Below are 20,716 nucleotides of genomic sequence, written 5' to 3'. Positions count from 1 at the left end.
CATCCTTGGAGTACCACCATGAGCAATACGCATTTCTATCCCATCGGCACGCCGGGCCAGCCCTGGGGTGACGCCGAACGCGCCCGGTGGCGCGCAGGCCAGCAGCGCCAGCGCAGCTACCACGACGATGTCGTGGCCGCGCTCGAGCGCCTGGGCGAGCGTTTCGATGTGGTGCAGTACGGGCAGCTGGACTACGCGCCGGATCATTACCCGCTGTTTGCGGTGGTCAGCCATGAGTGGGATCCGGCACTGACGACCGCGCTGGTGACCGGTGGCGTGCACGGCTACGAAACCAGCGGCGTGCATGGCGCGCTGCAGTTCCTCGATCAGAACGCCGAGGCGTATGCAGGCCGTATCAATCTGATCGTGGCGCCCTGCGTCAGCCCGTGGGGCTATGAGCGCATCCAGCGCTGGAATCCCGATGCGATCGATCCCAACCGCAGCTTCCGTGGTGATGGCCAGATCGAAGAAGCGGCGTCGCTGATGCGCTGGATGGCCGCGCGTGGCGATGACCTGCTGGTGCACCTGGACCTGCACGAAACAACCGACAGCGACCTGCATGAGTTCGATCCGGCGCGCTGCGCCCGCGATGGCATCGCCCTGGTGCCGGACATCATTCCCGATGGCTTCTACGTGATCGGCAACAGCGAAGATCCGCAGCCGGCGTTCCAGCAGGCGTTGATCGCCGCAGTGGAGAAGATCACGCACATCGCCCCGGCCGATGCCAATGGCGAGCTGATCGGCATGCCGCTGCAGTCGCCGGGCGTGGTCTGGGGCGAATCGCGTTCGATCGGCGCCTGCGCCGGCTTCACCGACGCGCTGTACGCCACCACCACCGAGGTCTACCCGGACAGCCCGCGGACGTCGCCGCAGGAATGCAACGATGCGCAGGTCGCGGCGGTATGCGCCGGCCTGGACTATGCGCTGGCGCATCCGCGCCGCTGATCCTCTCGTTGGAGGTCGCCGCCCAACGACGGGCGGCGCCTTGCTCCTGACGACGGGCTGACCTGCCAGGTCAGCTTTTCAGCCACCGCTCGCAGCCTGCGCTGCTGTCGGTCGAGCTGGCGGCCTTCGCGCAGGTTTCGGTCATCCGTGCCTGCAGCCGGGTCAGGCTTTCCGCGCCGTGATGGTCGCGGCTCCACGCCTGCAACGCACCGCCCAACCGTTCAAACCGCTGGCGGGTGCGCAGGTGGTAGCCGGCTGGCTGGGCAGCCAGATCGGCGATGACCTCGGTGGTGGCCGTCTCGATCGCCGGCGCATCGTCCGGGCTCAAGCGCAGCAGCCCCTCAACGTAGAGAACGCCCCACTGCACGCGCGTGGCCGGTCCCTGCGCACCCTGGTAGGCCTTGTGCAGCCAGGAGATGGCAGAAGCCTTGTCGCCACGTTCTTCAGCCAGTTCGGCCAGTTCGGGCATGTAGTAATAGGGTGTCTGGCTGCGCTCCAGCTCGGCCAGCAGGAGCTTCTCGGCCGCGGCATCGTTCTTGATCTGGCGGAGTACATACACGGCGGTACTGATCGTGGCCTGGCGTTCGTGTGGTGTGGTCGCGGCGGCATCGGCGGCCGCGACACGCTGCTGCGCCTTGGCCTTCAGCGCCGCTGGAATGTCCTGGTCGGGATGCTGCTGGCGCTGCAGGGCAAGCTCGGTGATGACAGTGCCGAGCCGCGCATCGGCTTTGTCGCCGAGGGCATGATCGGCGGCAGCCAGCGCGCCCAGCAGCTGCGTTCCCAGTTGCTGGGCCTGGTCCGGGGTGGAACTGGCGCGGGCCACCAGGGCAGGGCCCTGATAGCCGAGCAGGTCCCGATTGGCCCGCACTTCCGCAGGGGAGGCGAGAACGGCATCCAGCAGGGCGCGGGTGCTGTCGCGCTGCGCGGCGGTCGGCGCGTTGTCCGGCTTGCCTGCACCGAGCGCCAGCAACTCGAACCGCCGCTGCAGCGCCGGCTCGGGCGCAGCAGTGGCCAGTTGCTGCAGCAATGACGCTGCATCGCGCTCGCCCGCCAGGCGGTTGGCATCCACTTCCCAGCCGTAATCGCCGAGCACGCGCCAGTCCTCCGCGCTGACATCCTGTGGTGCCGTCAAGGCATGCTGCAGCACCTCGCTCACGGCGGTGCGACGGCTGGCAGCCAGGGTGAGGGCGCGGGTCAGGGCTGCACTGTCGTTGCCACCGGCCAGGCGGGTGAGCTCGTTGCGCTGCGGGTCAAGCACGATCAGGGTCGGATAGCCGCGCACGCCGAATCGCTCGCCCCAGGCCTGTGCGCCTTCCTCGTCCCCATCCAGATAGACGGGCACGTACTGACGGGTCAGCGCGATGAAGGCCGGATCCTTGAACAGCGTGGCCTTGAGCTGGTTGCAGGGCGGGCACCACACCGCGCCCCAGTACAGCAGCACGGGCTTGCCGCTGTCGCGCGCCTCGGCGAAGGCGTCGTCGACGTCGCCATGGCGCCAGGCGATCTCCGCAGGTGCCGGTGCGGTAGCCGCGGGCACCGCAGCGTCGGCGGGAGAGGGGGCCGGCGTGCAGGCCGGCAGCAGGGCAACCACGCCCAGCAGACCAAGGGACAGAGCAAGGCGCATCAGGACATCCAGGCAGTTGGAGAGGGCAGCAGACAGGCTCGATTGTAGGAAGCCGCGCGGCCGCGGATGGCCTGACACTGATGCAGATTACTCATGACGGCAGACCCCGCAGTGATGAGTCACGCGCCGCACGCCTGCGCCCGGTACGCGTAACCAAGCAGAACCTGCCTGCGCGGTGACCCGTGTCATGGTTTCGTCGTTGTCGATATCGCCATCGGCAAACACCACATAACGCCTGCGCATTTCTGCATTGGGGCGCGAGCGGGGTTAATGAATGTGCGATGTCCGTTCCGCCCCGAGGCGGTGACAGTCATGGCTTCCCCCACTACCCGTACGACCTTCGATGACGACAGCTCGTTCTTCCCTGCGCCCGCGATTGCTGGCGTTGGCGGTGTTGCTTGCCACCGCCTCCCCGACCCTGCATGCACAGTCCACCACCGGTGCGATCGCCGGCCAGGCGCCGCCATCGGCGCAGCGTATTTTCGTTCGCAGCGATACCGGCCTCACCCGCGAAGTGACCGTCGACGCGCGCGGTCGCTATACCATCAGCCAGCTTCCGCTGGGCCGGTATTCGGTCGAGGCGCGCGACGCCGACGGCAAGGTGCTGCAGACCCGCCAGGACGTCGCACTGACGGTTGGTACCAGTACCGAAGTATCGTTCGGCGATGTCACCCGCCTGGACGGCATCCAGGTCAGCGCGGACCGTGCCGCCGCCGCGATCGATGTGAGCAGCGTGGATTCGCGTACGGTCATCACCGCAGAGCAACTGCAGCGGCTGCCGCTGGGCCGTTCGGCCGAGGCCATCGCCCAGCTCGCACCCGGCGTGATCGGCAACAGCGGCAACGGCACCTACGCCGGCCCAACCGGCGCCCAGCTGGTCAGCTTTGGCGGTTCATCCGCAGCGGAGAACGCCTACTACATCAACGGCTTCAACAGCACCGATCCGCTGCGCGGCCTGGGCGGGCTGACCTTGCCGTACGGAAGCATCGACCAGCAGGAGATCTACACCGGTGGCTACAGCGCCAAGTACGGCCGCTCCGATGGCGGCGTGATCAATGCGGTCGGCAAGCGGGGAACGAATCAGTGGCACTTCGGCGGCCAGGCCACCTGGGAGCCGGCATCCACGCGTGCGGACAAGGACGACGTGCGTTATCCCGGCGATGGCGCGCTGTATGCGCCGGAGAGCAAGGACCGCGAATGGGTCAGCACGCAGAGCATCTATGCCGGCGGCCCGTTGATCGAAGACCGCCTGTTCTTCTTCGGCTCCTACGAGCTGGAGCGCCGTGAAGGCACGGATGTCAAGAATGTGGAGGCGACGAATTCCTATTCCCGCTACGAGTACGAGCGCCCCCGCTGGTACGCCAAGGTGGATTGGAACATCACCGACAATCACCTGCTGGAGCTGACCGGCGCCTCCAGCCGCAATGTATACCGTGGCGACATCTTCGCCTATGACTACGACACGCTTACCCGTGGCGCCCAACGTGGCAAGGACGACACCACCAAGACCGGTGGCGACCTGTGGACGGCCAAGTACACCGGCTACCTGACCGACCGGCTCACCGTCAGCGCGCAATACGGCGAAATGCGCACGGATGACTACAGCGGCAACCCGGCCTACGACGGCAGCCTGACCTACCTCAACAGCCCCAACCTGCAGAATCCGGCGTTGACCGGTGGCACGCCGATCACCAACGCGCAGACCACCTCGCTGCTGGTCAATCCGGATCGCGGAAACCGCAGCAACAACCTGCGCCTGGATGCGAACTACGTGTGGGGCGACCACAGCATCACACTCGGCATCGACAACCAGAACGCCCGCGCGTTGAACCGCGGTTCGGTCGCCTCGGCCGATGGCTACTACTGGATCTACGGGCAGTCCAACCCGAACGTGCCGATCAATACCGGCCTGGGCGTGCCGGCGACCGGTGGCATCCGCAATGGCGAGGACGGCTATTACGTACGCCAGTATGTCTACAGCGCGCTGGCTTCGGTACGGGCGTCGCAGCGGGCGCAGTACATTGAAGACAACTGGCAGGTCACCGACCGGCTGCTGCTCAATCTTGGCCTGCGGCTGGACCAGTTCACGAATTTCAACCGCGATGGCGACGCGTACATCAAGCAGACCAGCGGGCAGTGGGCGCCACGCCTGGGCTTCAGCTGGGATGTCGACGGTGACGGCCGCTTCAAGGTGTTCGGCAACGTGGGGCGCTATTACCTGGCGCTGCCGCTGAACCCGGCGTTCAACGCCGCTGGCGCGACGCTGGCCACCTCGACGTACTACACCTACGGCGGCATCGACAGCAACGGCTATCCGACAGACCTCACCCGGTTCTCCGATCCTGTTTCGGCCAACAACAACTATGGCCTGCTGCCGGATGCGAAGACCGTGGCCACCTCCGGCATCGAGCCGTCCTACCAGGATGAGTTCATCCTCGGCTTCAGCAAGGCGCTCGGCCAGGACTGGGTGTACGGGGCCAAAGCGACCTACCGCGTGCTGCGCAGCGGCGTGGACGACTACTGCGATATCGATGCGGTACTCGGCAAGGCCAGCAGCCTGGGCTACAACGTGACCAAGGACAGCAACCCGGTCAGCTGCTGGCTGATCAATCCGGGGCGCGCCAATACCTTCAACCTGGTCGATACCGGCGGCAATTACGTGACGGTTCCGCTGAGCAACGCGGAAATGGGCTTCCCGCAGTTCAAGCGCAACTACTACGCGGTGAACCTCTCGCTGGAACATCCGTTCGATGGCCGCTGGTATGCCCGCGGCGACTACACCTGGTCACGCAGTTACGGGACCACTGAAGGCCAGTTGCTCTCGGGGATCGGCCAGACGGCGGTGTCCACCACGCAGGCGTGGGACTACGCCCAGCTGATGGAGCACACCAACGGTCCACAGAGCAACGACCATACCCACCAGTTCAAGCTGCACGGCTATTACCAGCTCACCCCGGAATGGTTGGTATCGGCCAACCTGAAGGTACTCTCGGGTTCGCCGTTCAGTGCGCTGGGCTCGTACGGGCCGGACTTCGAAGACCCATCCGGCTACGGCATCGCGTATCACTTCTACAACGGCCAGCCGGCGCCTCCCGGGAGCCAGGGGCGCCTACCGTGGCTGAAGCAGCTTGACCTGGGGGTGTCCTACCGCCCGGCAGTGGCCGATGGTCGGCTGGGCTTCAACCTGGACGTGTTCAATGTGTTCAACAGCCAGGTGGCGCTGTGGAAATCGCCGTACGCCGAGCTGGATCCGGGACAGCCGGATCCGCTGTATGGCGCGGCAACCGTGCGTCAGGCGCCCCGTTCGCTGCGGGTCAGTGTGAGTTACGACTACTGAGGGACAGGGCCAGGCGGGTGGGGGAGGGAGCCCCTGCCCGCCGGCAGCCGCACCAACGCGAACGCCCCAGGGCGTGGCACGTCGTTCACGGATCCCGAGGCAGTCTGGGCCCATTCCCAGTGGAGCCTCTCATGCAGACGCAGATCCGAAACAGGGCAGGGTGGATGGCAGCCGGTTTGACGGCGCTGCTGTGTGCCTGCTCGCCGCAGGGCGAGGACGGTGCCGCACCCGTGGCGCTGCCGAGCGGCGCTGATCCGGGCGCGGCGAAGGCCGCTGATCCAGTGCCCGCCGCGGCAGCAGCCGAGCGGCCGTCACCTGTGTATGAGGAAGCGAAGCCGGGTATTGCGGTGGGTCCGGTGGCGGGAGTGCGGGTTGCGCTCGATTTCCAGCGTGACTACCTGGCCTCGCCCAGTTGGAAGCTGTTTGGACCGCCGGACAGCAAGGGGACGCCGCTGGTGGCGCTGGTGCTGGAGGGATCGGATCGGGTCACGGCCGGCGAACTGCGGATCGGCCGCAGTGCTGAAGCGAAGCAGATCACGTCCTGCCTGGAACCACCGGCCGAAGCAACGGGCCCTGCGGCATCGGCCACTGTCGATATCGGGGGCGTGCCGTTCACCCACTTCACGGCCGGTGATGCCGCCATGAGCCATTACGTCAGCGCCGGGAGCTACCGCGCAGTCCACAACGGTGCCTGCTATGCGATCGATCTGGTCGTCGCCGGCACGCGCCCGGACGTGTATGACCCGCCGCGCACGCCACCCTTCAGCCAGCAGGAAGCGGCATCCCGCTTGGCCGAGGCGCTCAAGGCCGTGTACTGGACGCAGTAACGTCGTTCACCCAGGACGCGACGGAAAGGCGAGCGTGACCTGGGCGCCGCCCAGCGCCGAGCAGCCGATGCCCAGCGTGGCCCGATGCCGTTCGGCGATCTCGGCCACGATGGCCAGGCCCAGGCCACACCCATCCCCGCTGGCATCGCCCCGCCAGAACCGTTCGGTGACCTGGCTGCGCAAAGACGGATCGATGCCCGGACCATCGTCGTTGACGCTCAGGCGCGTCTGGCCCCTTGTGGTTTCCACGCTGACCGTGATCATCCCTTCCAGTGCGCCGTAGCGCAGCGCGTTGTCGACCAGGTTGCTGATCGTCTCGCGCAGCAGCTGTGGCTCGCCCATCACCATGACGCCGGCATCGGGGCCCTCGTAGCCAAGGTCGACACCGGCGACCACGGCGCGGTCCATCAGCCGTTCCAGTTCATCGCGGGCGAGCACGGCCAGATCCACCGGGCGCATCGCCAGCATCGCGCCGGCGCTGTCTTCGGAGCGGCTCAGGATCAACAACTGATGGGTGAGATGGCGCAGTCGGGTCAGCCCACGCAACAGGCCGGCCAGCGCATCGCGCTGTGCTGCGCGATCCTGTTCACGCAGCGCGCTTTCCAGCTCGATCTGGAGGCCGGCCAGCGGCGTGCGCAGCTGGTGCGCTGCGTTGCTGATGAAGCGCTGCTGTGCGTCCTGCATCGCCGAGAGCCGGTTTACCAGCTGGTTGAAGGCATCCACCGCCGGCCACAGCTCGCGCGGCGCGGCCTCCCGTGGATCCAGTGGCGCCAACGCATCCAGGGGCGCGCTGGCCAGCCGTCGCGCGGCGCCGTTGGTGTGCCGCGCCGCTGCGCCCGTGCCCGACCACGCCAGCCATGCTGCCAGCAGCAGGATCGTGCCCTGCAGCGGGATGCTCGCCAGCAGCAGGCGATGCTCCAGGCGCAGCCGCTTGGTGCGGGTCTCGGCCACGCGGATCAGGATCGGTGCGGCAGCGCCGGGGGGTGTCATCGCGACCTGCACAACGCGCACGTCCTGCCCATCGATCACGGCATCGTAATAAGTGCGGGCCGGGCTGTCGTCGGCGCCTTCGGCCTGCAGCGCCGTGCCGCCAGGCAGGACGGCTGCACCATACAGGCGCGTGCCGTCGGCACGGGTTACCTCGCCGTAGATCCGGTCCACGGTGTCCCAGGTGAACATGCGCGAGACGGCGGGCGAGATCTCCATGTGGACGGTGTCGCCGCGGACGTCGGTCAGCTGCGCCAGCGACATGGCCGAGTCCAGCAACCAGCGGTCGTAAACCTGCTCGGCGTAGTGCCTGGCCAATACGAACGAGCCCACGGCACTGGCCAGCAGCAGCACCAGCAGCGGCAGCCACAGGCGCCGCAGCAGCACGCCACGCAGGCTGTAGGGCGCCTCAGTCATCGCAGGCTTCCAGCCGGTAGCCCAGGCCACGCAGCATGCGGATGCCAACCTTGGCGCCGGCTACCTGCAGCTTGCGGCGCAACCGGCTGACGTGGACCTCGATCACCGACAGGCTGGCGTCGTGATCCCAGCTGTAGACCGCATCAAACAGGCGCTGTTTGGCCACGATCCGGCCCGGCTGCTGCAGCAGGACTTCCATGAGCGCGAGTTCACGTGCGGTGAGTTCCAGCGGCTGTTCGCCAACGCGCAGTTCGCGGGTCCCGGTGTCCAAGCGCAGCGCGCCGAGCTGACGCAGGGCGGGGGCGGTGGACTGGCGGCGCGCAAGCGCCCGGAGACGGGCTTCAAGTTCCCCCAGCGCGAATGGCTTGGCCAGATAATCATCGCCGCCGCTGTCCAGGCCGCGGATGCGGTCCTCCACGCCGTCGCGTGCGGTGAGAATCAGCACCGGCACGCTGAAGCCGTCCTGCCGCAGCCGCGCCAGCAGCTCCAGGCCATCGATGTCCGGCAGTGACAGGTCCAGCACGACCAGGTCGTAGCTGACGCTGGCCAGCGCCGACGGCGCGGCCAGGCCGCGGGCGAGAGGGTCGCAGGCGTGACCGGCGCGGGTCAGGGCGCGCACCAGGCCATCGGCCAGTGCGGCGTCGTCTTCAATCAGCAGAATGCGCATTGCAAGGTTGACGCAAGGTTCGGGAAAGTTTGACGAAAGCGCTGCACCTTACCGTGTCGGCAATGAATACCACCACCCGATGTGCCGCGCTGATCGCGGCATTGCTGATCGCGCCTGCCACGGTCTCCGCGCTTACCCTGGCCGAGGCGGAGCGCGTCATGGCGCAGCACAATCCCGACCTGCTGGCCGCTGCGATCGAACTGCGCGGCACGCAGGGCGATGCGCAGAGCGCCGCGCGCCGGCCCAGCCCCGAGCTGAGCGTGGGCACCTCCAAGATCAGCCGCCAGGAAGGGATCGGCCCGGGCCGTTGGAAGGACAAGCGCGTGGATTCCACGCTCGGCCTGGGCTGGACGTGGGAGCGCGGCGGCAAGCGGGGCTGGCGCATGCGCCAGGCCGATGCCCTGGTCGAGGCGGCCCAGCTGAGCCTGCTCGATGGCCGCCGCCAGCAGCAGGTGGCGCTGCGGGAAGCGTACTTCGGGTTGAAGGCCGCACAGGAACTGAGCCGCATCGCCGAGGAAGATCGCCGTGCCTCGGCCGAGAGCCTGGCCGCTGCCGACCGGCAGGTCGCCACCGGCGCCATGGCGCCGATCGAGCGCGCGCGGCTTGCGGTGGATGATCTGAAAGTGGCCGATGCCGCCCGCGAGGCCGCACTGGGCCTGCGCGAGGCACGGCATGTCCTTGCGTTGCTGCTGGGCTGCGATGCGGATGAGGCACTGCATGCCGACGACGAGTGGCCACACCCAGCCTCGGCGGCAACCGCTGCGATGGCCACGCTGGACGAGCGCGTTGACCTGCGTGCGGCCGAGGCGCGGGTGATCGCCGCCGATGCCGCGCGAGCCCTGGCGCGCAGCGAACGGCGGCGCGATGTGCAGTTCGGGATCGAAGCCGAGCGCGAGCCGGCCGACATCGGCGGCGTGACATGGGGACTGTCGATGAGTGTGCCGCTGGGCGGCGCCACGCGCTGGCGCGGCGAACAGCAACGGGCGGAGGCGGACTACGACGCCGCCGTGCTGGAACGGCAAGAGCTGCGCCGCGAAGCCGCCGCTGAACTTGACCAGCTGCGGCACGCACTGGCGGCGGCCGCACAACGCCGCACCGCGTACGAACAGCTTCAGGGACCCGCGGCGCGCAAGAGCATGGAGGGTCTGGAACTGGCCTATCGCCGCGGTGCCGCCACGTTGACCGACCTGCTGGATGCGCGGCGCAGCTGGCGCGAATTCGAATCCGACCTGGTCGATGCGCGCCTGGCGCATGCCTCCGCCCTGGCGCGCTGGAACGCGGCCATCTCCGTTTCCGAAGGACATACCCCATGACGTTTTCGCGCACAGCCGGCTCGGCCCGTCTGCTTTCCTTGATCGTCGCCACTGTGCTGGCGGGTGGCTGCGCGCGCGATGCGGGCCCCGAAGCAGCGGCGGCGCCCACGGTGGAGGGCGCAACGATCCGCTTTGCCGCCGACAGCCCCCAACTGAGGGTGCTGCGCAGCGAGACCGTGACCGACGGGTCGGCGTCGGTGCTGCAGCTGCCGGCGCGCGTCACCTGGGATGACACCCGCTCAAGCATGCTGCGCTCGCCGCTGCGGGGGCAGATCGCACGCATCGAGGCGGCGCCGGGCGAGAAGATCAAGGCAGGCCAGGTCCTGGCGTGGGTGACCTCCCCCGAATTCGGGCAGGTGCAGGCGGAAGGTGCGCGAGGCGCGGCCGAGCTGCGGCAGGCGCGCAATGAACTGGCACGGGTACGTGAGCTGCATGAGGCCGGGGTTGCCTCCGGCCGCGAACTGGGCGAGGCCGAATCCGCGCTGGCCGCCAGCGAAGCCGAGCACGCGCGGCTGCAGGCACTGACCCGTGGCTTCGGCAGCCGCCGCGGCATCGACCAGCGCATGCCGCTGCGTTCGCCGATCGATGGGATCCTGGTCGAGCGCCGGATGAGCCCCGGCATGAGCGTCTCCGCCGATGCCGAGGTGCCGCTCGCCGTGGTGAGCGATCCGGACCGGCTGTGGCTGATCATCGATGTTCCCGAAGCGCTGGCCAGCCGTCTCACGCCGGGTCTGAAGGTGCGTGTGGCGCCTGGCACTGGTGAGCCCACACAGGGGGTGCTGGGCCACGTCGATGATTACATCGACACCGAGCGCCACGTGTTGCAGGCGCGTGCCGAACTGGACAACCGCGAGCGTCGCTTCAAGGCCGGGCAGTACGTGCGTGCCGAGATCACCGTGCCGATGGACGGTGGAGTATCGGTGCCGGAAGGTGCGGTGCTGCTGCTCGGGCGCGAACAGGTGGTGTTCGTGGACGAGGGCAACGGGCAGTTCGCACGACGCACCGTGCAGGCCGAGGAGCTAGGCCAGGGCCGCCTGTGGGTAGGGCAGGGCCTGCCCGCGGGGGCCCGCGTGGTAGTGGACGGCGGTCTGCTGCTGCAGCAGGTGCTCGACCAGAACGTTGGCACTGCTGACCGATCTGCCGCCACTGCCGCGGCAGGCAGGGGCGCCCCATGATCGATCGTCTGATTGCGTACTGCCTGCGCCAGCCGCTGATGGTCATGCTGGCGCTGCTGATCTTCATCGGCGCCTCGTTCGCGGCATTCCGCGAGCTGCCCGTGGAAGCCTTCCCGGACGTCTCCGATACCCAGGTCACCGTGGTGACCCTGCATCCGGGGCGCGCGGCCGAAGAGGTCGAGCGTGAGGTCACCATGCCGCTGGAAGTGGCGCTGTCGGGCATTCCGCACTCGGTGCGCGTGTTCTCGCATACCCAGTTCGGGTTGTCGATGATCATCCTGACCTTCGACGATGGCGCGGATGACTACTTCGCGCGTGCCCAGGTGATGGAGCGACTGCAGGGCGTGGATCTGCCCGAGGGCGTGCAGCCGGAGATGGAGGCGATGAGCTCGGCGGTAGGCGAGATCTACCGCTACGTGCTGCACGCGCCGCACATGAGTTCCACCGAACTGCGCACCGTGCAGGAATGGGTGATGGAGCGGCGTCTACGCACGGTGCCGGGCGTGGCCGACGTGGTCAGCTTCGGGGGGTTCGCCAGGACGTTCCAGGTCGAACCGGACCTGGGCAGGCTGCGTGATCGCGGGATCAGCCTGGAGGAATTTGCCGAGGCGCTGGAGCGGGGCAGTGCGAACGCCGGCGGCGGCTATGTGGAGCGTGGGCAGCAGCAGTATCTGATCCGCGGGGTTGGGCTGATGCGTTCGCCGGCCGACATCGGCACCGTTGTCGTGGGAGAGCGGCAAGGCACCCCCGTGCTGGTGCGCGACCTGGCCCGCATCGTCGATACCGGCCTGCCGCGACAGGGCCTGGTTGGCCAGGATGACAACGACGACGCCGTGTTCGGCATGGTGCTGATGCGCAAGGGGGAGAATCCGTCGCTGGTGCTGGATGCGCTGCACGCGCGCGTGGCCGAGATCGAGGCCAACCACCTGCCCGAGGGCGTCACGCTGGAGCCGTTCTACGATCGCTCGTGGTTGGTGTCCACCACGCTGAAAACGGTGTTCCGCAACCTGGTGGAGGGCGCGGTACTGGTGTTCCTGGTGCTGTGGCTGTTCCTCTACAACGCCCGCGCGGCGCTGATCGTGGCGGCGATGATGCCGTTGGCGCTGCTGTCCACCTTCCTCGGCCTGCACTTGTGGGGCGTGCCGGCCAACCTGCTCTCGTTGGGCGCGATGGACTTCGGCATCATCATCGATGGGGCGGTGATCGTGACCGAGCACATCGTCTCACGCATGTCGAAAATGCCGGCCGGCAGCACCCGGCGCGAGCGCATGGCCACCGTGCTGTCCGCGGCGTCGGAGGTCGGGCGGCCGACCTTCTTCTCGATGCTCATCATCATCGCCGCGCACATCCCGATCTTCACCCTGCAGCGGCAGGAAGGCCGGATGTTCGCCCCCATGGCCTATTCGGTGACGTCGGCGCTGATCGGCGCACTGATCCTTGCCCTGACCGTGGTGCCGCTGCTGTGCTTCTGGTGGCTGCGGCGCGAGCGGCTGAAGGGCGAGAACCCGGTGATGAACCGGCTGGTCGGCTGGTACCGCCCGTGGCTGGAGGGGGCGATGGCGCGGCCCCGTGCGGTGGTGCTTGCGGCAGTGGTCATGCTGGTGGTGACGCTGGCATTGGGCACGCGGTTGGGCTCGGAATTCCTGCCCGAACTGGACGAAGGCTCGATCTGGCTGACCGCCACACTCGACCCCAGCACCAGCCTGGCCGAGGCGCAGGCCCAGTCCCGGCGCATCCGTGACCTGGTGCGGACGTTGCCCGAGGTTTCGACGGTGGTGGCCAAGCTCGGTCGCCCCGAGGATGGCTCCGATGCCAAGGGCGCCAACCAGATCGAAGCGCTGGTGGCGCTCAAGCCGAGGGTCGGCAGGGATTCGTGTAAAAACGGGCCGAAAGTGAGCTAACTGCCTGTCGCAGCTGGCTTTCTTGGCCGCTCCAGAAAATCGAGGGTTGGGCAGCACTCTCCCGCCGGCACTTGGGCGCACCGCGCTATTTTCTGTTCGAGATCCCTCTCCAGCTGTCGCAGCTCGCGGATTCGTAGACGGACATCGACGAGCTTTCGCTCGGTCAGCTGACGGGTCTGCTCGCAAGAACGTTCGCCTGTGATCTCTAGCAGGCCAGCGATCTCGTCGAGGCTGAATCCCATCATCTGAGCGCGCCGGATGAACTGAAGCCGATTGACATCGTTTTCGTCGTAACGACGCACGCCTCCTATGGGTCGCTCGGGTTGACGCAGCAGCCTACGTCGCTGGTAGTAGCGCACGGTTTCGACGTGCACATCGGCCGCCGCCGCCAGCCGGCTGATCGTAAACGTGTTCGGACGCACGGCTTGACTCCGTACCTAGGTACAGAGGCTAATATGCTCTGATGCAAACAACCCCGGCCAAATCGTCTGTTCCAGCCATCGTTGGCGCGAGCATCGCCGCCATTGGCGCATCGGTCTGCTGCGTCGTGCCGCTGGTGCTGGTCCTGCTGGGCATCAGTGGCGCCTGGATCGGCACCCTGACAGCTCTCGATCCCTTGAGGCCCTGGTTCAGCGCCGCCGCCGTACTGTCCTTGGCCGTGGCGTTTTGGATGCTGTATCGACCGGCGGCACGGTGCGGTGTGGATGGCAGTTGCATCGCCCCGGACGCTCTGCGACGCAGGCGACGTTGGCTCTGGTTGGCGACAGCCCTCATCGTCCTGTTGCTGCTGTTTCCCTATTACATCGTCTGGATTCTGTAGGAGGCGCGATGCACAAGTGGATACTGGCCCTGGTGGCTGCTCTGTCGGTCGGTGCCGCTCTTGCGACGCCCGCAACCGTAGTGATGCTCGATGCTGAGAACATGACCTGTCCCGCCTGCGGCATCACCATCAGGAAGGCGCTGGAGAAGATGCCGGGCGTGGCCGATGTGAAGGTGGACACCCGGGCTGAAACAGTCACGGTGACGTTCGAATCGAGCCAGACGGATGCAGCCGGAATCGCGCGTGCAGTCACGGAAGCAGGCTTCCCGGCCAAGGTGCGGACTCGCGGTGAGTGACGTCAAGCTGGAAAGCGTCTTGACCTGCCCGGAGTGCGGCCATCGGGCGACCGATACAATGCCCATCACAGCGTGTCAATTCTTCTATGAGTGCACGGGCTGTGGAGCGGTTTTGCGTCCGCATCAAGGCGACTGCTGTGTGTTCTGCTCGTTCGGAACAGTGCCATGTCCACCGATCCAACAGAACAATCCCTGTTGTGGTTGAACCTCGGACTCCGATAATAGTTGGACAGACAGGCTGCGAGATCGACTGTGCCACCCTGGAAAGCGCGCCGCTCAACCAGCGGTGTGCATGCGAAGTGGTCGACATCCTCCGTCTGCACGAGTCGATCCGGGGTGCCTTTCCGGAGTTCACGACTGATCCCGCCGTACACGCGCACTTATTTTCACCCTATGCCTTGTTCGTTGATCGGCCCGCGTTGGAGGCCATGGGACGAGTCGCGGCGGCGGTCTTCGACGTCGCAGGAAACCCGGGATATAGCCAACGGGTCCTGCAATGGGCCCCTGACATTGCAACCCATGATCCGGGTTCGGCGGGGGGCGTCCTGGGTCTGGACTTTCACCTGACGGTCGATGGCCCGCGGCTGATCGAGGTCAACACCAATCCAGGCGGTCTGCTCCTCAATGCCTTGTTGCTCGATGCCGTGCGGTCTTGCGCGCCGCCAGCATGGGCCACCTGGACCAACGCGGCCCAAGCGCGTGATGCGGCCGTCACGGCCTGGATGGAGGATGCTCGGCAGCAATCCGGGCGCACGCCGTCGCGCCTGGCCATCGTGGACAGCACTCCGCGAGCGCAGTTCCTTTACCCCGAGTTTGTGCTGTACGCGAACGCGTTTCGGGACCATGGCGTGGACTGCGTGATCAGCGCTCCCGAGGATTTGTCGTTTGGTTCGGACGGGCTTGAGGATGCCCACGGTCGAATCGACACTGTCTACAACCGGTTGACCGATTTCGCGCTCGAGGATGCCTCGCATGCAGACATTCGTGAGGCTTACCTGGCAGGGGACGTCGCGCTGATGCCGCATCCCCGAGCACACGCGCTGTTTGCCGACAAGCGCAACCTTGCGGTGCTCGGGGACCCGGCTCTGCTCGGCGGGTTCGGGGTCGATGCGGGTTCGACGGCACTGCTGGGCCAGGTGATCCCGCCCACGGTCGAACTCGTGCCCGCGAACCGGGATGCGTTGTGGGCAGTGCGCAACGGATATTTCTTCAAGCCTGCAGCAGGGTTTGGCAGCCGTGGGAGTTATCGGGGCGACAAGTTGACCCGGCGGACTTGGGCGTCTATGGCGTCGGCGACCTACATCGCACAGGCCTTCGCGCCACCGAGCATGCGGATCGTGCATGGGGGCCAGTCCCTCAAGGCGGATGTGCGCTGCTTCGCGTCCGAGGCGGGTGTCCTGTTGTTCGCGGCCAGGCTGTACCAGGGCCAGACCACGAACATGCGCACCCCCGGTGGTGGATTCGCAGCGGTGCTCACGTCGTCACGGATCGAGGAGTGATTCCCCACCGGAGCCGACCCTTGGGGCGTGTCGTGGCTACAGCCAGGCGAGTGCCGATTCAGCCAGTTCGCGCTCCTCATCGATCGCGACGTTCCATATGCTCGGCCCGCCCCCGCGGTCGATCCGCGTGGCTCCAGCATCGTTGACGTCAGGTGCCAGCGCCAGGCCGAGCCAGGCCAGTCGCGCGACGATGCGAGCCCGCAAAACCGGCGCGCGATGGCCGATGCCGCCGGAAAAGACGACATGGTCGAGACCGCCAATTGCCGTGGCCATGGCCGCGATGGACTGCGCAATCCGGACTGCAAAGAGCTCCACGGCAAGCTGGGCCTGCGGGCCGGGATCCGTCAGCAACACGCGCATGTCGCCATGGCCGGCGATTCCGGCAAGGCCTGCACTGCGGTACAGGCCGTTTTCAAGCGCCTGCGCATCCAGGCGTTCATGCCTCAGCAGATACAGCAACGCGCCGGGATCGAGATCTCCGGAGCGGGTAGGGCTCGGGATTCCACCCAGCGGAGTGAGCGCCATGGTGGTGTCGCGGCTGCGGCCGCCCTCGACGGCGCAGACGCTGCAGCCACCCCCCAGATGCGCGAAGACAGCGCGGCCCTTCAGGATTCCAGCGTCGTGGCTGGCCACTATGCGGAGCGCGGAGGCAAAGGCGAGTCCATGGAAACCGTAGCGGCGGATGCCCAGCGCATCCCATGCTTCAGGGACAGGCAAGCGCCGGCTCCAGGGCGCGAGCGACGCGTGGAAGTCGGTGTCGAAGGCCACGCCTTGGCGCGCGTGCGGCCAACGCATGCGCGCGGCACGCGCGAAAGCGAGGGCTACCGGCTGGTGCAAGGGTGCGAACGGCACCAATGCATCCAGTTTCGCGAGCACGGTTTCGTCGAGCTCGCGGGCGTCGTGCAGGTCACCGCCATGTACGATTCGGTGCACCACCACGTCGGGGCTGGGCCACGGCTCCGACAATGCCTCGAGCAGGGTGGCAAGGCGCTCCTGCGCATCCACGCCGACTGGAATTTCGGCCCGGGAGCGCTCGAGCAGACGAGACTGCGCGCCGTGTCCCTCAGTGTTGAACAGATAGGACGCGCCCTTGAGGGTGGACGAGCCAACGTTGAGTGCAAGAAGCCGGCGCGTGGTCACAGGTGTCCCCGAATCATGTTCATGGGGACCGCACCGCCCGGCGCAACAACTGCGCATTGATTGCCACAACGACGGTGCTCAGCGACATGAGCACTGCCCCAAGCGCAGGTTGCAGCAGGATCCCCCATGCGGCGAGAACGCCAGCGGCGAGAGGGATGGCGACGATGTTGTAGCCGGCGGCCCACCACAGGTTCTGGATCATCTTGCGATAGGTGGCCTTGCTCAATTCGATGATCGCTGGCACGTCGCGCGGGTCGCTGCGCACGAGTACGACGTCGCCGGCCTCGACCGCGACGTCCGTCCCTGTGCCGATGGCGATGCCGACGTCGGACGTGAGCAGCGCCGGAGCGTCATTGACACCGTCACCCACCATCGCGACGCGCTTGCCCTGGGCCTGCAGCTCCTCGATCTTTGCCACCTTGTCCTCGGGCAATACCTCGGCGAAGACGGTGTCGATGTTGAGTTCCTTCGCGACCGCGTTTGCGACCGCCGTGGAATCACCCGTCAGCAGGACAACCTCCAGTCCTTCGTCGTGCAGCCGCTTGACCGCGTCGAACGATTCGGGACGGATGGCATCCGCGATCGCAAATACGGCGAGCACCCGGTCGCCTTCCACCAGGTAGGTTGCAGATTGACCATCGGCTGCCGCTGATTCGGCAGCCCGCCGAAGCGTCTCCGGCGGTTCGACCGCGAGCATTCTCAACAGACCCGGCCCGCCAACGTGAAGCGAGCGCTCCTCGACGACTGCGCGCACGCCGCGTCCCGGCATGGACTCGAAGTCCTGCGACATCGGAACGTCGATGCCATGTTCCTTGGCGCTGGTCATCAGCGCCTGCGCGATCGGATGTTCAGCGTCGCGCTGGACCGACGCGGCCACGCGAAGCACCTCGTCGTCGGTGAGTCCATCGGCGGCAGTGGTCTTCACGACGCGGTGCGAACCGAGCGTGAGCGTGCCTGTCTTGTCGAACACGACCGTGTTCAGCAAACGGGCCTCTTCCAGGCCGCGTCGATCGCGCACGAGCAGGCCGTTCCGTGCGCCAATCGTGGTCGAGATGGCGGTCACCAGCGGGATGGCCAAACCCAGCGCATGGGGACAGGCGATCACGAGCACGGTCACTACGCGCTCGATCGTGAAGCTCCACGGTCGACCGAGGAGTGGCCAGACAATGGCGGTAACCGCGGCGGAGACGATGGCGATGATCGTGAGGTAGAACGCCGCCCGGTCCGCCAGGGCCTGGGCGCGCGAGCGCGACGTCTGGGCCTGCTCGACGAGCCGCATGATACCCGCGAGCGCGGTCTCGTCGCCGGTTCCCGTCACCTCGACACGCAACGAGCCCTGTCCGTTGACGGTGCCGGCGATCACCCGGTCGCCCGTCGACTTGTCCATCGGCTTGGACTCGCCGGTGATCATCGCTTCGTTGACGGCGCTGGTCCCTTCCTTCACGACGCCGTCGGCGGGAATGCTCGCGCCGGGCCTGATGAGCAGCAGGTCGCCGCGCTTCAGTTCCGCGACAGGGACTTCCTTCGCGGTACCGGCCTCATCCAACCGCACCGCCATATCAGGCAGCAGCTTCGCGAGTTCCTTGAGAGCGCCCTGTGCCTGGTTGATCGAACGCATCTCGATCCAGTGGCCGAGCAACATGATCGCCACCAGCGTCGCCAGCTCCCACCACAGGTCCAAGCCCTCGACAACGCCGAGCGTGACCAACGCGCTGTAAAGGAAGGCGACGGTGATCGCAAGCGAGATCAGCGTCATCATGCCCGGCAGGCGATTTCTCAGCTCGTGGTATCCGCCGCGGAGGAACGGCGAGCCGCCGTAGAAGTACACGATCGTGCCGAACACCGCCGGGATGTACGCCGACCCCGGGAACTGTGGTGCGGTGTAGTCGAACCAATGCTGGATCATCCCGCTCCAGATCAGAGTGGGGATGGTCAGCAGCAGCGTGAGCCAGAACTTGTCGCGGAAGCTCGCCACGCTGTGGCCGGCATGCTTGTCGTGCCCGGCATGGACGTCACCTTCAGCACCCGTGCGGGGATGCGGCGGTTGCTCGCCGTGCGCCTGATGATCTTGATGATGATGATTGTGTTGCGTCATGGGTCTGCCTTCCTGGATGCACTGATGCGCCGGGCACCAGCGGGGAGATAGATCAGTGTTCTGTTACAAGTGTCCCGATCTGGCGATGGCCATCACCAGCCGCAGTGAGAGCAATCCCGCAGCAGCGAAAGCCACCATAGCCAGGAAAGGCATGTGACCGAACACTTGCGGGCCGTCGGAATGCAGGCTCAACAGCGCACCGCTTACGTACAGGCCCAAGGTGACCAGGGCCAACGCCAGCCGGTTGCCCGTGCGCGCGATTGCCTCCTGCGTGGAACTCAGGCCATGGTGGTGTACGGAGAAGGCGGGTCGTCCGTCGCTCAGTTGCGCCTGCCGCAACAGGTCGGTGGCGATCTGTGGCAGTTGGCGCGCAGTGCGGGCCAGCCGCATGGCAAGCGGCCTGTTGCCGCTGGGGCGGCTGGCTTCGGCAATGTCGGCGATCGCGGCCGCCTGCGCGGACAGCGTCCCCAGCAGGTCCAGATCCGGATCCAGCGCCCGCAGCGTGTTCTCGACCAGGAACAGCGTCCGGATCAGGGACAGCAGGTGGGCCGGAAGCCGGAAGCCAGCGCCCTGCCCAATGCGTGCCACGCGCCAGATTGCCTCGGCAATGGACCACTGCGCCAGCGGACGGCTGGCCATCTCGGCCAGGATCAGGTGGATCTCGCGCACATGCGAGCGGCGGTCGACCTGCGGCGGGAAGAAGCCCATGGCGATCGCTGCATCCAGCACGCCCTCGGCGTCGTCGGCCGCAATGGTCTCGACCATGCCGCCGAGCGCGAGCCGGGATGCAGGGTCGAGCACGCCGATCGAGCCAAAGTCATGCAGGCACAGGCGACCGTCGTCAAAGAAGAACAGATTCCCCGGGTGCGGGTCGGCATGGAAGACGCCGGCGCCGAAGAGCTGATGCACGTAGGCACCGAGCAGCGCCCTTGCCAGTGCGGGAGCGGCCGCTGTGCCGTACGCGGCCTCCAGACGGGTCCCGTGGCTTCGATCCTGCACAAGCACGTTGCGGGTGGCATACGGCTCGACGACGTGCGGCTGGGTGATGCCGGGCAGGGCATCCAGCACCTTGGCCATGCGCCGCATGTTCTGCGCCTCGTGACGCATGTCGATCTCGTCACGCAGGAATGCGCCTAGTTCGTCCACCAGTTCGAGCGGCCGGTGGCGTTTCAGTGGCGGCCAGATCCACTGGGCGACGCGCATCGTGCGCCGCAGGAGCAGCAGATCCGCCTGCACCTGGGCATGGATCCCGGGGCGGGTGATCTTGACGACCACATCGCGACCATCATGCATGCGCGCTGGATGGATCTGGGCCACTGAAGCCGCGGCCAGGGGCTTGTCATCGAAGCTGGCGAAAAGTTCGCCGACCGGCGCGCCAAACGCCTGTTCGACGATACGCATGGCCTCCTCCGCCGGGAAGGGGGGCACATCGCTGTGCAATCGCGACAACGCCTCGCGGTAGGGTGCCGGCAGCAGGTCCCAGCGCAGACTCAAGCCTTGGCCCAGCTTGACGAAGGTGGTGCCCAACCCCACCAGGGTGGTGCTGACGTATGCGGGGAGCAGGTCGGGTGCGCGCCGGCGCAGGCGCAGCACGGCGACTCCGAGCTTCAGTCCGGCCCAGGCAATCTGACCTCCGCGCCGCACTGTACCCGCCATCAGCGCGAGGTCCTGGC

At 66.9% G+C, this 20,716-nt stretch carries 17 protein-coding genes; 10 read left to right on the top strand and 7 right to left on the bottom strand.

Annotated features, from left to right (window positions below; translation table 11 throughout):
* Positions 1 to 18 precede the first annotated feature (18 nt).
* On the top strand, positions 19 to 945 hold the full coding sequence (locus tag NJD74_RS14575) for a M14 family metallocarboxypeptidase (RefSeq protein ID WP_319624455.1): 927 nt from the start codon (positions 19 to 21) through the stop codon (positions 943 to 945).
* Between the two features lie 70 nt (positions 946 to 1,015).
* On the opposite strand, the gene NJD74_RS14570 is transcribed toward NJD74_RS14575, so the two are convergent.
* Positions 1,016 to 2,569, bottom strand: coding sequence for a thioredoxin family protein (locus NJD74_RS14570; RefSeq protein ID WP_319624454.1), 1,554 nt, complete (start codon positions 2,567 to 2,569; stop codon positions 1,016 to 1,018).
* Positions 2,570 to 2,912: 343 nt separating this feature from the next.
* Between NJD74_RS14570 and NJD74_RS14565 the strand changes: the two genes are divergently transcribed.
* Together NJD74_RS14565 and NJD74_RS14560 are read left to right on the top strand one after the other, a co-directional pair.
* Positions 2,913 to 5,906 (top strand): TonB-dependent receptor, encoded by a 2,994-nt coding sequence (locus NJD74_RS14565; protein WP_319624453.1) that lies wholly within the window; start codon positions 2,913 to 2,915, stop codon positions 5,904 to 5,906.
* A 164-nt stretch (positions 5,907 to 6,070) separates the two neighbouring features.
* Complete coding sequence (locus NJD74_RS14560) at positions 6,071 to 6,733, top strand: hypothetical protein (RefSeq protein ID WP_319624452.1); 663 nt, start codon at positions 6,071 to 6,073, stop codon at positions 6,731 to 6,733.
* Between the two features lie 6 nt (positions 6,734 to 6,739).
* On the opposite strand, the gene NJD74_RS14555 is transcribed toward NJD74_RS14560, so the two are convergent.
* Both NJD74_RS14555 and NJD74_RS14550 read right to left on the bottom strand, forming a co-directional pair.
* A complete protein-coding gene (locus tag NJD74_RS14555; protein ID WP_319624451.1) occupies positions 6,740 to 8,137 on the bottom strand; it encodes a sensor histidine kinase in 1,398 nt (465 codons plus the stop codon).
* Entirely contained in the window at positions 8,130 to 8,804 is a 675-nt protein-coding gene (locus NJD74_RS14550) for a response regulator (protein ID WP_070471562.1), read from the bottom strand. The genes NJD74_RS14555 and NJD74_RS14550 overlap by 8 nt, the downstream gene beginning before the upstream one ends.
* 62 nt (positions 8,805 to 8,866) lie before the next feature.
* Between NJD74_RS14550 and NJD74_RS14545 the strand changes: the two genes are divergently transcribed.
* Genes NJD74_RS14545 through NJD74_RS14535 form a run of 3 tightly spaced genes read left to right on the top strand, consistent with a single transcriptional unit; the run spans position 8,867 to position 13,193 of the window.
* Complete coding sequence (locus NJD74_RS14545) at positions 8,867 to 10,117, top strand: TolC family protein (RefSeq protein WP_102788491.1); 1,251 nt, start codon at positions 8,867 to 8,869, stop codon at positions 10,115 to 10,117.
* Complete coding sequence (locus tag NJD74_RS14540) at positions 10,114 to 11,292, top strand: efflux RND transporter periplasmic adaptor subunit (protein ID WP_319624450.1); 1,179 nt, start codon at positions 10,114 to 10,116, stop codon at positions 11,290 to 11,292. The genes NJD74_RS14545 and NJD74_RS14540 overlap by 4 nt, the downstream gene beginning before the upstream one ends.
* Positions 11,289 to 13,193, top strand: coding sequence for an efflux RND transporter permease subunit (locus tag NJD74_RS14535; RefSeq protein WP_319624449.1), 1,905 nt, complete (start codon positions 11,289 to 11,291; stop codon positions 13,191 to 13,193). The genes NJD74_RS14540 and NJD74_RS14535 overlap by 4 nt, the downstream gene beginning before the upstream one ends.
* On the opposite strand, the gene NJD74_RS14530 is transcribed toward NJD74_RS14535, so the two are convergent.
* On the bottom strand, positions 13,190 to 13,615 hold the full coding sequence (locus NJD74_RS14530) for a MerR family transcriptional regulator (RefSeq protein WP_043766636.1): 426 nt from the start codon (positions 13,613 to 13,615) through the stop codon (positions 13,190 to 13,192). The two genes, NJD74_RS14535 and NJD74_RS14530, sit on opposite strands and share 4 nt — an antisense overlap.
* A 41-nt stretch (positions 13,616 to 13,656) precedes the next feature.
* Between NJD74_RS14530 and NJD74_RS14525 the strand changes: the two genes are divergently transcribed.
* From NJD74_RS14525 to NJD74_RS14510, 4 genes are all read left to right on the top strand, one after another.
* On the top strand, positions 13,657 to 14,013 hold the full coding sequence (locus NJD74_RS14525; protein ID WP_017355168.1) for a mercuric transporter MerT family protein: 357 nt from the start codon (positions 13,657 to 13,659) through the stop codon (positions 14,011 to 14,013).
* Positions 14,014 to 14,021: 8 nt separating this feature from the next.
* Positions 14,022 to 14,309 carry a heavy-metal-associated domain-containing protein gene (locus tag NJD74_RS14520; RefSeq protein WP_319624448.1) on the top strand — a complete coding sequence of 96 codons (288 nt, stop codon included), beginning with the start codon at positions 14,022 to 14,024 and terminating at the stop codon, positions 14,307 to 14,309.
* The gene (locus NJD74_RS14515) at positions 14,302 to 14,514 is read left to right on the top strand and encodes a GDCCVxC domain-containing (seleno)protein (protein ID WP_319624447.1); all 213 of its coding nucleotides are present in this window, start codon (positions 14,302 to 14,304) and stop codon (positions 14,512 to 14,514) included. Before NJD74_RS14520 ends, NJD74_RS14515 begins: the two co-directional genes overlap by 8 nt.
* 94 nt (positions 14,515 to 14,608) lie before the next feature.
* A complete protein-coding gene (locus NJD74_RS14510; protein ID WP_017355170.1) occupies positions 14,609 to 15,808 on the top strand; it encodes a hypothetical protein in 1,200 nt (399 codons plus the stop codon).
* Positions 15,809 to 15,844: 36 nt separating this feature from the next.
* Here the strand turns inward: NJD74_RS14510 and NJD74_RS14505 are convergent, their stop codons facing one another.
* From NJD74_RS14505 to NJD74_RS14495, 3 genes are all read right to left on the bottom strand, one after another.
* Positions 15,845 to 16,948 (bottom strand): acetate/propionate family kinase, encoded by a 1,104-nt coding sequence (locus tag NJD74_RS14505; RefSeq protein WP_036196077.1) that lies wholly within the window; start codon positions 16,946 to 16,948, stop codon positions 15,845 to 15,847.
* A gap of 19 nt (positions 16,949 to 16,967) precedes the next feature.
* Positions 16,968 to 19,043, bottom strand: a complete 2,076-nt coding sequence (locus NJD74_RS14500) for a heavy metal translocating P-type ATPase (protein WP_082316348.1) — start codon at positions 19,041 to 19,043, stop codon at positions 16,968 to 16,970.
* A gap of 63 nt (positions 19,044 to 19,106) precedes the next feature.
* Positions 19,107 to 20,636, bottom strand: a complete 1,530-nt coding sequence (locus NJD74_RS14495; RefSeq protein WP_319624446.1) for an AarF/UbiB family protein — start codon at positions 20,634 to 20,636, stop codon at positions 19,107 to 19,109.
* Between the last annotated feature and the right edge of the window lie 80 nt (positions 20,637 to 20,716).

Origin of the sequence: Stenotrophomonas sp. RG-453 (assembly GCF_033843685.1) — a bacterium.
Taxonomy (GTDB): domain Bacteria; phylum Pseudomonadota; class Gammaproteobacteria; order Xanthomonadales; family Xanthomonadaceae; genus Stenotrophomonas; species Stenotrophomonas bentonitica_A.
This window is presented reverse-complemented; position numbering and strand designations above follow the sequence as displayed.

What these genes read in the sequence shown, in the direction of transcription:
- NJD74_RS14545 (WP_102788491.1), top strand. Translation starts at nt 8,867, where the DNA reads ATGAATACCACCACCCGATGTGCCGCGCTGATCGCGGCATTGCTGATC.
- NJD74_RS14570 (WP_319624454.1), bottom strand. Translation starts at nt 2,569, where the DNA reads ATGCGCCTTGCTCTGTCCCTTGGTCTGCTGGGCGTGGTTGCCCTGCTG.
- NJD74_RS14535 (WP_319624449.1), top strand. Translation starts at nt 11,289, where the DNA reads ATGATCGATCGTCTGATTGCGTACTGCCTGCGCCAGCCGCTGATGGTC.
- NJD74_RS14565 (WP_319624453.1), top strand. Translation starts at nt 2,913, where the DNA reads ATGACGACAGCTCGTTCTTCCCTGCGCCCGCGATTGCTGGCGTTGGCG.
- NJD74_RS14500 (WP_082316348.1), bottom strand. Translation starts at nt 19,043, where the DNA reads ATGACGCAACACAATCATCATCATCAAGATCATCAGGCGCACGGCGAG.
- NJD74_RS14550 (WP_070471562.1), bottom strand. Translation starts at nt 8,804, where the DNA reads ATGCGCATTCTGCTGATTGAAGACGACGCCGCACTGGCCGATGGCCTG.
- NJD74_RS14520 (WP_319624448.1), top strand. Translation starts at nt 14,022, where the DNA reads ATGCACAAGTGGATACTGGCCCTGGTGGCTGCTCTGTCGGTCGGTGCC.
- NJD74_RS14540 (WP_319624450.1), top strand. Translation starts at nt 10,114, where the DNA reads ATGACGTTTTCGCGCACAGCCGGCTCGGCCCGTCTGCTTTCCTTGATC.
- NJD74_RS14560 (WP_319624452.1), top strand. Translation starts at nt 6,071, where the DNA reads ATGGCAGCCGGTTTGACGGCGCTGCTGTGTGCCTGCTCGCCGCAGGGC.
- NJD74_RS14575 (WP_319624455.1), top strand. Translation starts at nt 19, where the DNA reads ATGAGCAATACGCATTTCTATCCCATCGGCACGCCGGGCCAGCCCTGG.
- NJD74_RS14555 (WP_319624451.1), bottom strand. Translation starts at nt 8,137, where the DNA reads ATGACTGAGGCGCCCTACAGCCTGCGTGGCGTGCTGCTGCGGCGCCTG.
- NJD74_RS14525 (WP_017355168.1), top strand. Translation starts at nt 13,657, where the DNA reads ATGCAAACAACCCCGGCCAAATCGTCTGTTCCAGCCATCGTTGGCGCG.